Origin of the sequence: Nocardia sp. NPDC005978, assembly GCF_040614455.1 — a bacterium.
Classification (GTDB): Bacteria; Actinomycetota; Actinomycetes; order Mycobacteriales; family Mycobacteriaceae; genus Nocardia.
The window spans coordinates 1-11,092 of record NZ_JBEXUS010000006.1 but is presented as its reverse complement, the minus strand read 5'-3'; the positions used below and the strand labels follow the sequence as shown (position 1 = coordinate 11,092).

Below are 11,092 nucleotides of genomic sequence, written 5' to 3'. Positions count from 1 at the left end.
ACCCGCCGCGGAGCCCGAAGACCCCGACACGCGCCCCCCGCCCGTCCCAGCGGCGCCACCGATCGACCTCACTCGACTCGCTGAGGTCGCGGCACCTTTCGCTGCCACCGCGGCGATGGTGCTGCCCATCCTGGGGCAAGCTCTCGGCGGCCTGCTCGGCGGAAACTCCCAACAGCCCGCAGGTGGGGGAGTATCACCCGAAGCCGCTCGCGCGTTGCAGGCGATATCGGATATCGAGCGGCTGTACGGGGCCGGCGGCGACATACCCGCCTCTCGATCACCCGCCACCGCCAACCCCGCAAACGGCGTCGGCGGACTCGACGAGTACCAGCGAACCGCCCTGTACCAGCGCAATGCCGCTAACTCCTACGACAGGCTCGACGGCCAGCTCAACAAGTATCTCTCGGAGCTCGCCGCGAAGAACAAGGCTGCAGCGAGCGAGCTACGGGAGATTCGCGCAGATGTGGTGACCCGGATCCGCGCACTGAACTCAGCCGCGCTCACCCCCGCGGGGCGCCGACAAATCGACCATCTCATGGTGCAGGCTCTCCGGCGGGCGCACACCATTGTGGGCGACACCCAAGCCACCAGCGCGGAAATAGCCCGGGCGGTGGACCGACTGTCCGACCACTACCTCTCGGATCTTGTCCGGACCCGCGACAGGGGCACCGTCGCGGGTGAGGCTGCCGTCCGCACCGCACTCGCCCAGTTGGGAAAGAAGTACGTATGGGCCGCGGATGGCCCATCGACATTCGACTGCTCGGGATTGATGAAGTATGCCGCCGCACACGCTGGAGTGAGACTTCCGCACAACGCAGCCCAGCAGCTGGCTGCCACCCGGCGTATACCTGCCAATAAAATCAGGCCCGGAGATCTGATCTATCCGAAGAATCTGTTCAAAGGTTCGAGGCCCGGACATGTCATGATGTATATCGGTGACGGAAAAGTGGTCCATGCAGGAGGTCCTAAGCCGAGTAAAGTTCGAATAGCTTCGCTCCCGAAACGCTATGTGGCCTCACGCTGGACATGACTGCCAGCCATGGGGATAGCCGAGACTGGCAGCAACGGCGCGCGCTCCCGCGCTACCCTCTCACCGGCATTGCTCGACAAGTAAGCGATGTTCGAAAACCAAGGTGACCGTGATGTCTGAAGCAGAAATCCATGCCCGATACTCCGACCGCCTCATGGTTGGGCAAGAGCTCGCCAGTTTGCGGTCCGGCAATGGCGAGTACACGCTGTCGTGGAACGAGAAGGGCGGCCTCGCTCTCGTTCGAAGCGACGGCTACATCACGTGGTCGTCCGGACCCGCGAAATTCGACGGAGAGCAATGGGCCACACTCGGCGATGATGGCTCCTTGAAAATAGTGTCACGGGCATTCAGTAGCACATTGTGGTCTACGCAGACACGCACTACAAGTGCAGCCAATCTTCGAGTCGGCGACGACGGGAGCATTGCGCTCTACGACAAGAATGGCTCACTTTTGTCGTATCTCGTACCTGCCGACGATAAGAAGAAGCATCTATTTCGAGTGTCTCTGTTTCGGCCCAACGGGAGAAGTGACACGCTGGACGAGATCATCCGATTGAACGAGATAGCCCTCCAGATGCTTGTCGACCTGCTGGGTGCGGGCACTCCTTCGCGTGGTCGTGAAGTGACGCAGATAATATCGAGGAGCTTCGGCTCGGGCACGATGGAATCCGCCATCAACGAACCCTATGTGGAAAACGAGGGAAAAATCGATAAATTGATAGACGAGCTCGTCGTGAAAAGTTCACAGATTTCCGGAGCTGCCGAAGGTATAGTCGCTAAGGTTCAGAAAGAGTCACATGACATACGCGAACTTCTCGCAAAGCTGGACACCGAGCTACGTGCGGCGATCACCAAGGTAGAGGTCATTGACAACGTGTGGACGTACTCACTAGCCAAAGAAATAGAGAGCGGTCTCATCACCGCAATCGAATCCACGCGCAACGCGGTCGAAGCGAGAATAGGCAGCGTGCACGACTTGGTCGCCGAGGCGTCCAAGAAGTTACAGACCACTCCGGGCACAAAAGCGGGAGGCAACGCCGGAACCGCTACTGCGGACGATACGACCGATGAGAACCTGAATAGCCCTGGTGACTGGGGCGAGACCTCCCCGAGCGATTCGGACTTGTTGAACCAGCTCGGATTGGGCGGTGACCTCGATTCCGACCCGGACCAGCTGCGGGACTCCAACCGCGCGCCTGATCCCGAACTCAGCGCCGCTTTGAAATCACTGGCTACAAGCATCGCCAACGGTGCCGCCACAGGAACGGGGACCTCCTCTCCTGCCGGCAGCGATCCCATGCAGAACCCGATGGTGATGTCGATGCTCGCGCAGGCGCTAGCGGGAAAAATGGGCGGAAACAACAACACGACCCGCCGACCTCCCCGAGACGAGTCCGCCACGACCGAGACCGAGCCGCGCGAGGATCGAGTGATCGAGGCCCCGAACGACACACCACCACCGCAACCCGACGCAGCACCGGCCCCAGCAGTCCAGGCGGACACCCCCGGCGCACCGGCTGCCGCGCCCGACCCCGCCGCCGCGCCGGTCGGACCGATAACGATCACTCAGGCAGATGGCAGCACCGTGCAGGTCGCTGGTCCACCGGTCGTGGCAGAGGCGCTCAACCGGGAACTCAACAACGCCAACGGCAGTAACGCACACGCCGCCTACCAGGGAACCACCGGCGAGAACACGCAACAGCACCCGTGGGCCGAGCTGGACAATCCCGCGGACCTGAGCACCGGTGACGTCGTGCGATGGGAGAACCGGACAGGATTGATCGTGCTGAAAGACGGTGTGCCTCACACCGTCGCCAGCACCAAACTTGTTCCACTCGACCAGCATTTCCCGGTCGACGACGGCCACGGCGACTACGGTCAATTCGTGGGCTTCTACCGCCCCACCGGCGCCGGCATCGGACTCGAAACGGCAACGACGACCTGAACCCGACCGAAGTCACAAGACCCGTACAACCACCGCGTCCGCGGGCATCGGCATTCTCCTCACCCGAGCCCCGGTATATGGCGCCTCGATCACGCCGCCCTCGACCGCCAACTGGACATGCTCAGGACCTCTCGAACCCCACGGATCCCGCGGAAAAACCAGATCTCCGGGGCGGGCATCACCGGGATGGACCCGGACCCCACTGTTGATCTGATCGTATGTCGTCCGAGGCAGCACCACCTCACCATTGGTTGCTTGAGCGATCGCGTATTGGGTCAGACCCGAACAGTCGAATCCGCCTCCGCTGGGACCCTGCGCACCGCCACCGCCCCAGACATACGGGGTTCCCAGCCAAGCCGCAGCCGCATTCTCGGCGCGTGCACCCACCGAATCGCCAGTGGTGCCGCGACGACGTTGCGGACCGCGCACGGCTGAATTCGGGCGATCCCTCTGACCCGCAGGCACGACCCTGGCCACCCTCGATCGCCGCGGAATGCGCCGTCGCCGAACAGGGGACGGCGATGCGGAAATCTGGGCGGCCTGCCGCTGCGCCGCGATCGCGTCCGAATTCACTTGGGAGCCCGCCGATGACAACAGCCGATTAGCCGAATCCAAGAGCGCCGGAACACTCAGACGAGTGTCGGCGATCGCCGCGATCGCCTGAACCCGCGATCGAAAATCAGCGACGTGGTTGTCCAGCGCCACCCGCCCGACGATCGTTCCATCACCGACGGTGCGGGTTACCGTGCGCACGTCCTCGTCTCTCGACGCGGTCGTGTCGAGAGCATGTGTATGGGAACGAACCATCTCGCCATAGGCGGCGATGCCGAACGCCTTCGATCCACCTTCCGGTAGCGGATCGATTTTCGTGCGGGGAGCGGAAATCTCCAGCCCACGAGGTCCGGCCGTGCCATACAGCCCACGCAAAGCCCGCAAAGCGTAGTCTGCTTGCTCTGCGTAGTCCATCATCTGACCAGGCCATTCTCTGTGATTGATCGCCGCGACGGCCGGATATCCTATTTTCACTCCTGCTCGGCGAGACTGAATTCCCACCAGAGAGAGGTAGCCCGTTTCCCAGTCGCAGGAAGCAGTGACAATTGAGGAAATCGAAAGGCGGGCGCTGGAGAATGGTGTCAAGAACCGAGGAAAACGACGTCGATCTCGATACGCTGGGCACGCGCACGGACCTTCACCATCGTGCGAAACCGCTTGTAGCCCCCGTTGGTGCCAGCGCGGGGCTGAAGAAGGTCATCGCCGCGGCTGAGGCCGCGCGACTGTTGGCCGTGAACATCCTGGGCCGGGGACCGACATGCCCGCCCCCACGGCGAACACAGCCCTACTTGGTGCCACCGAGTTTGCCCGAGTCCGGATCCTCGGGGCAGGTCGTCGAAAAGTACACTCAGACGCTTGATGGCTTGGCCGGTCGGATCGTGACACTCGAGCAGCTCGATGACCAGGTCGCGGCCGCGACTCTCGTCGTCGGCTCCGGACGAGTCAAAGCCCTCGCGGCGGTGAACTCGATCTTTACCACCCTTCAGCACAAGTTCGATCTGGCTCAGAAGGGCGCCGATCCGAAAACAAAACGTCTCAGCGCCGCGCAAGAGTCCACGCTTTTGGCCGAGATCTCCGATGCCATCCAGGCCGCGTTCGAGCACATCCGAAAGGTGCTGCGGGTCAACGAGGAAATGGCCGGCGGTGCCGGCAGCGGGACCGCAACTCCTAGCGGCACCGGTGGGGAAGCGGGCGGTGGGGGCGGGGGACTTGATATCGGATCGATCCTGCAGGGAGTACTCGGCCTCGCCGTACCGATGCTCGCTATGCTGCCCACGCTGCTTCCTGACAACTCCCAGCAGGAGAAGAGTGACCAGGAGCGGTCGAACGAGGGCGCAGATACAGACAAGAGACAGTCGGTGGACCCCCGCCCGAGCTCACCCCCCGCGTCTGCGCCCGATCCTGTCGCGCCACCCCAGCCTGTGCTGTCGGCTGACTCCGCACCTCCGGTGCTCGTGCCGTCGACCGTGGACGCGCCACCCGCACAAGAGAACTCAGCGCCCGCGGTGACGTCACCGGGATCCGTCGCTCCAGCCGCACCCGGCCTGCCGAGCGATCGTAAGAGGCCCCCGGCGGTCACGTCGCCGGACGAATCGGTTCAGGAACCAGAGGAATCATTGGTGCCCGATCAGGGCGGCGTATGAACGTGCGGCTCGGAGAGGGTGTCCGGCGGGAGTATCCGAGCCCGCGCCACGGCGACGACCGGCGAACGGGCAGTTGTTCGTCGGTCGTCGCTACGGCTGGGCGACCTGCCGGGGGAGCAGTGCGGATCTGACAAGCCCAGGCCCATGCGCTTCTGGTCCTGCGCCGGGCCAGTGACGGCTGGATCTTCGAGAAGCGAACAACCAACCGTCACGAGAGTATCGTCAAATAGAGGCTCGCTCAACAGCGGCTTATTGGACGAGGATCGGCCAGCGCGCACTCTCGCGAAGAATCGGGCACGATGTGATGAGCCGCCACCAATGCTCGGAAGGCCGCGGTTTTGTCGGGACACGAGCCGACCCGGCATTCTCGATGCCATTGCATCAGCTCGTGTGCCCGACGTAGCTCACCCGGTGACAGCAACGCCGCTGCCGCTGTCTTGTCGTCCGCTTCATGATGCGAAATTGATTCGAGCTCAACTGAATTCGATGTCGTAGGTGGGGCATCTTCGCCACGAGCGTGGTGAGGGTAGGGGCGAAGGCAGGCCCCGGTGACAATCAGGCACAGTAGCGTAGTCCCCGCCATTGCGAGGAAATGCCAGTCGAACATGAGGAAACCGTCCCTTCCACGACGGTGATCTAAGGGGTCGGGGAGCGTTCCGCTCGGGAGGTTCGTCGACTCCGCGGATCAGTGAGTATTGAGCACTCAACGATACGTTGTTTAATGAGCCAATAACTGGCGGCATATTCATGTCTGGGAATAGGTCGGCTGCTTCTTCCCACCGGTGGGAGTGACCCGGGATGCGGCCCGCAACGCCCTCGATATCGTTCAGCCAAGCGAGATCGGCGGAAGGATTCCGAGTGTCAGCGGCCGAAGACGCCTTCTATACCGGCGTGCAATGCCTAGGTTTGGTAGCCGGCGGCGTCCGCAACGACGAGCGCGCCGGAGCGGCATTTCGTGCCGCCACCGACCTGGACCCGGACATGTGCGATGCGTGGCTCGGACGCGCGATGGCCGGCGAGATCACCGCCGAAGTCATCTATGGCGCGTACCGATCCGTACACAACCTTTACCGCGACCAGCAGAAGGCGGGTCTCGTCGAGCGGACGCTCTGGTGTCAAGCCGAGATACGTGTCTTCGGCCTCCGAATGCCGATGGCGGACCGGGATCAGATATCCATCGCCCAGGCATGCGAATACGCCGATGCGGGGGAGTGGGGCGAAGCCGCGACGATGCTCGCGGAGATCCGAGCGGATGAGGTCGCCGAGTTCGTACGCATGACCCTGGACTTTCGCACCGGTCGATGGCCCGACGTTCTGAGCACACGCGCCAAGGCGCCTTCGTTCAGCGACCGTCTTCTCGACATCGCCGCGGAACTGATGGCTGCCCAATCCCTGGCCCACCTCGGAAGATTCGGAGAAGCCCTGCCGCGCGCGAAACGAATCGTCGAGGAAAGCGCAAGTGGCAACCTGTCCTACATCTGGGCCGACGCGCATTTTCTGCTCGGTATGATCCTGCGCCACACCGGTGACCACGACACGGCCGAACGAGTCCTGGCGGGACTCCCCGGATCCGCACTCTGGTCCGATCGATCGATCTGGCAACAAGCTCTGCGAGACAAGGCCTATCGACTCGAGGTGACCACGCCTGACGTGATCGCATCTCGAACCGACCGCTGGGACCCCGGTTCCGGGGCCGACCCCGCCGAGGTCATGGCCTTCGCGGCCAAAGAACAGCGCAGCGCGCTACTGCGCGAAGCCTCCACCTTGCTCGACGCGCAAATCGGTATGCAGTCGGTCAAGGAACAAGTCCAACGGTTGCGGTCGGGTATCCAAATGGATCGCGTACGCGCCACCCGGGGATTGGCCGTGGACACCAAGTCACAGCACCTCATTTTCTCGGGCCCACCCGGAACCGGCAAGACCACCATCGCGCGAGTGATCGCCAAGATACTGGCGGGGCTGGGCGTGGTGGACAACGCCGACGTCATCGAGGTCTCCCGTCAGGACATGGTCGGAACACATCTGGGGCACACCGCACCGAAGACCAACGCACTCATCGACTCCGCGCTCGGAGGGGTGTTGTTCATCGATGAGGCATACACCCTGATCCAAGAAGGTCTCTCGGGCGGAGACGCTTTCGGAAAAGAAGCGGTCGACACACTGCTGGCGCGAATGGAGAACGACCGCGACAAACTCGTCATCATCATCGCCGGGTACGAAGACCAGATCGACCGATTCCTCGCCTCCAACGACGGGCTCGCTTCACGATTCACCAAACGAGTGCGTTTCCCGTCGTACGATCCGGACGAGTTGGTTTCCATCGCCGACCACATCGCCAAGGGCAAGGACTCCGTGCTGTCGGACGCTGCCCGCGACATCCTGCGCGAACGTTGTGAACGATTGGCCCGACACTCGCGGCAAGGGCGACGACTGATCGATCTGGCTGGCAACGGACGATTCGTACGCAACGTCATCGAAGCGGCCGAATCCGAACGTGACTACCGCGTCACCCGCGACCACCCCGACGTGTCGGAACTGACCGACCTGGAACTGATGACCATCGACGCCTTCGACATCACCACGGCGCTGGCGGGACTGGCCCCGTCCGACTCGGAGTAGCCGGCTGTGGCCCGCTTTCGAGTCGTCACCCGACACCAGATCTCGGGCTGGCGCTTCCTGCTGCGCCGACTCGAACACGCGCTCGTTCGCCGCGACACCTCCATGCTCGATGATCCGGGACGAGGCCGCTCCACCGCGCTCACCATCGGTATAGCTCTGGCCTGCGTGTGCATTGCCGCCGCGGCGGTATTGGCCTTCTTCAAGCCCGCCAAGCTCATCGGCAACGCACGTGTCGTCGCAGACAAGGACTCGGGCGCCGTCTACGTGCGCATCGGCGACCGGCTCCACCCCGCTTTGAATCTCACCTCGGCCCGATTGATAGCCGGCTCTCCGGACAAACCCGTTCAAGTCAGCGGCGCGGAAATTTCCAAGTTCCCCCGAGGACCACTGGTCGGGATCCCGGGTGCACCCGCCACTCTTGTCGACCAGCCTGACACCGAATCCACCTGGGCGGTATGCGACTCCGCGCAACTAGGCGCAGCCGCACCCGTCAATCCAGAGACCGGACTGCCCACCGCGGCGCGAGCGGGAGTGGTTACCACGGCGATCGGAGCACCGCTGAACATCGATCAGAGCACCGGTCGACAACTGCAAGCGGATCAGGCGCGCCTGGTCCGCGGAGACGATACAGTCTGGCTGATCTACCGCGACCCCGAAACCGAATCCGGAGTCGTACGCGCAGCGGTGTCCCTGACCGACACCCCCGTACTCCTCGCGTTGGGGATCGACGCCACCGCGCCCGTTCTCACGGTCTCCAGAGGTCTGCTCGACGCGATTCCCGAAGCGCCACCCTTGCGCGCCCCCGAAATACCCGGCTTCGGAGAATCGATGACCTTGAGTTCGGGCTACACCGCGCCGGTCGGCACAATCCTGGCCGTCTCCAACCCCGGCGCAGAAGCCTCCTTCTACATCCTGTCCAACTCCGGCGCCGTGCGCGTGAGCTCTGTACTCGCCGCGATGATCCGCAACGCCGACACCGCCGGAACGTTGTCCACCCGCACCGTCGGGCCGGGCCTCGTGGCCACCGCACTGCGACCTGGGATATGGCCGGGCACAGCCAAATTCCCGCCGCGTCCCATCGACCTGGTCGATCCCAGCACCAATCCGGTTACCTGCTATCAATGGGAGCGCCGCGCCGACGACGCAAACGCCACAACTCACATCGTCGTCGGGACACAACTACCGCTACGGGAAAACGAATCGAATCAGACCGTCGCCTTGGTCACCGCGAACGGTTCCCGCGGCCGCACCGCCGACGCGGCTTACCTCCCGCGCACAACGGGGCAGTTCGTACAAGTGACCGGATCCGACCCGGCCTCCCCGCGGCGAGAGTCCCTGTACTGGATCACCGAGACCGGCATACGCCACGGAATCGATACCGCAGCCGACAACGCCGACGCGACCCTGCGGGCCCTCGCATTGCGCGTACCCGTCCTCGCCCCGTGGAGCATTGTGTCGCTGTTCGCTGTCGGACCCACACTGTCCCAACGTGACGCTCGCATTCAACACGACGGAATACCGGTCAACCTCGGAGGCACCGGGCTCGGAGGCGGGTCGTGACCACCCGGCGTTTCGTGCGACCCGCGCGAATGGTAAGCGGTCCCAAAGCGCCCGCGGTCGCCGAGTTGCGACTGCAACCCCCCACCGAACTGCCTCGACCGGTCCCCATGTCCAAATTCCGCATGGTGCTGCCGGTGGTCATGGTCGCCGCGATGGCCGGAATGATGGTCATGATGTTCAGAGGCGGAGGCGCCGGAGCTTCTCCGATGGCGATGTTGTTTCCGCTCATGATGCTCGTGTCGATGGTGGGCATGATGGGTGGCGGAATGGCCGGTGGCGGGGGTGCGGGATCCGCCGGCCTCAACGAGGAACGCAAGGACTACCTGCGGAGCCTGGCCGAAAGCCGCAAAGGCGTGCACGAAGCCGAAAGCGAACTCCACCATTACCTGCGCTACATACACCCCGGCCCGGCAAGCCTGCACCATCTGGTGTCGAGCAAACGCATGTGGGAAGTGCAGGCCGCCAGTCCACAATTCCTCCGAGTTCGAGTCGGGCGCGGGCGCATCGCCAATCAGGTACGCGTCATCGTTCCCGAAGCCGCCCCAACTTCCGACCTCGACCCCGTCGGGGTCGTCGAGGTAACCCGATTCGCGAAGGCCTATTCAACGGTCGGGGGCATGCCGGTCGCGATCAATCTGCTGTCCACACCCCAGATCAGCCTTGCCGGAGACCCCGGGCGGGTAGCGGCGCTCGTGCGTGCGATGGTCGCCGAGGTCACGGTCCTGCACGGCCCCGATCAGGTCGCCATCGCCGCGGTGGTGTCCGATCCGGATTCCGCTGACTGGTCGTGGCTCAAGTGGCTCCCGCACAGCCAGCACCACACCGACACCGACGCCGTGGGTTCGGCCCGCATGATCTACACCAATGTCGCACAGCTCCGCTCCAAGGTGCTCGCGGGTCTGAACCGGGGCCCGTTCTCCGCGAACTCCGAACCGGCACAAGACCGCAAACACTACGTGGTCATCGTCGACGTCGGCGGATCCGCGACCGAACGCGATATCTCCGGCATCGACGGATGTACCTGGCTCAGACTCGGACGTGCCGATCAACTCCTGCCCCGTGCGCTGCGGTTCACCGTCGACCCGGACAGAACCATGCACGAGGTAACCGCACGCGGTACTCGCAAGGTCGGAATCGCCGACGCGCTCGACCTCTACTCGACGATCTGCCTGGCCCGCCGACTGGCGCCCCATCGGCTCTCGACCGTCGTGGAGGCCGTAGCCGCCGACCGGGCCAGCTCCGGAACCAGTTGGTCGGAAATGCTTTCGCTCGCCGACGCCGCCACCTTGCGGCCGGACCGGCAGTGGCCGCATCGCCGCGAAGCCGACCGTTCGCGACTGAGCATCCCGTTCGGACACGACCCGGCCGGTACGACGCTGCTCCTCGATATCAAAGAATCCGCGGAGGACGGCATGGGTCCCCACGGAATGTGCATCGGCGCAACCGGTTCGGGTAAATCCGAGTTTCTGCGCACTCTCATACTGTCCGCGGTCACCACTCACTCACCGGACGCCCTCAACCTACTACTCGTCGACTTCAAAGGTGGCGCAACCTTTCTCGGCTTCGATCAGCTCTCTCATGTAACAGCCGTCGTCACCAATATGGAGGAGGAAGCAGACCTCGTCACCCGCATGGAAGACGTCATCAACGGTGAGATGATCCGCCGCCAACGCGTCCTGCGCGACGCCGGGAACTTCGCCAGCGTCGCGGACTACGAACGAGCACGCGAACAAGGCGCCGGGC

The 11,092-nt window shown here is 63.7% G+C and carries 7 protein-coding genes; 6 read left to right on the top strand and 1 reads right to left on the bottom strand.

Features of this window, described 5'->3' with window-relative positions; genetic code table 11:
• Nucleotides 1–115 precede the first annotated feature (115 nt).
• Both ABZ319_RS04050 and ABZ319_RS04045 read left to right on the top strand, forming a co-directional pair.
• On the top strand, nucleotides 116–1,030 hold the full coding sequence (locus tag ABZ319_RS04050) for an NlpC/P60 family protein (RefSeq protein WP_354984820.1): 915 nt from the start codon (nucleotides 116–118) through the stop codon (nucleotides 1,028–1,030).
• 112 nt (nucleotides 1,031–1,142) lie between these two features.
• Complete coding sequence (locus ABZ319_RS04045) at nucleotides 1,143–2,975, top strand: hypothetical protein (protein ID WP_354984819.1); 1,833 nt, start codon at nucleotides 1,143–1,145, stop codon at nucleotides 2,973–2,975.
• 12 nt (nucleotides 2,976–2,987) lie between these two features.
• Here the strand turns inward: ABZ319_RS04045 and ABZ319_RS04040 are convergent, their stop codons facing one another.
• Complete coding sequence (locus ABZ319_RS04040) at nucleotides 2,988–3,944, bottom strand: NlpC/P60 family protein (protein ID WP_354984818.1); 957 nt, start codon at nucleotides 3,942–3,944, stop codon at nucleotides 2,988–2,990.
• 158 nt (nucleotides 3,945–4,102) lie between these two features.
• Here ABZ319_RS04040 and ABZ319_RS04035 point away from each other — a divergent pair, with 158 nt between their 5' ends.
• The 4 genes from ABZ319_RS04035 to eccCa form a co-directional block, all read left to right on the top strand.
• Nucleotides 4,103–5,170: a hypothetical protein gene (locus tag ABZ319_RS04035; RefSeq protein WP_354984817.1), complete on the top strand. Its 1,068-nt coding sequence runs from the start codon at nucleotides 4,103–4,105 to the stop codon at nucleotides 5,168–5,170.
• An 858-nt stretch (nucleotides 5,171–6,028) separates the two neighbouring features.
• Nucleotides 6,029–7,789, top strand: coding sequence for a type VII secretion AAA-ATPase EccA (gene eccA, locus ABZ319_RS04030; protein WP_354984816.1), 1,761 nt, complete (start codon nucleotides 6,029–6,031; stop codon nucleotides 7,787–7,789).
• A gap of 6 nt (nucleotides 7,790–7,795) precedes the next feature.
• A complete protein-coding gene (eccB, locus tag ABZ319_RS04025; protein WP_354984815.1) occupies nucleotides 7,796–9,349 on the top strand; it encodes a type VII secretion protein EccB in 1,554 nt (517 codons plus the stop codon).
• A gap of 107 nt (nucleotides 9,350–9,456) precedes the next feature.
• Nucleotides 9,457–11,092 (top strand): type VII secretion protein EccCa (gene eccCa / locus ABZ319_RS04020; RefSeq protein WP_354984814.1); only part of this gene is annotated, 1,636 nt, incomplete at its 3' end.

Excerpts from the sequence above, each read along its gene's own strand:
- ABZ319_RS04050 (WP_354984820.1), top strand. The coding sequence starts at position 116 with ATGGTGCTGCCCATCCTGGGGCAAGCTCTCGGCGGCCTGCTCGGCGGA.
- ABZ319_RS04045 (WP_354984819.1), top strand. The coding sequence starts at position 1,143 with ATGTCTGAAGCAGAAATCCATGCCCGATACTCCGACCGCCTCATGGTT.
- ABZ319_RS04040 (WP_354984818.1), bottom strand. The coding sequence starts at position 3,944 with ATGATGGACTACGCAGAGCAAGCAGACTACGCTTTGCGGGCTTTGCGT.
- ABZ319_RS04035 (WP_354984817.1), top strand. The coding sequence starts at position 4,103 with ATGGTGTCAAGAACCGAGGAAAACGACGTCGATCTCGATACGCTGGGC.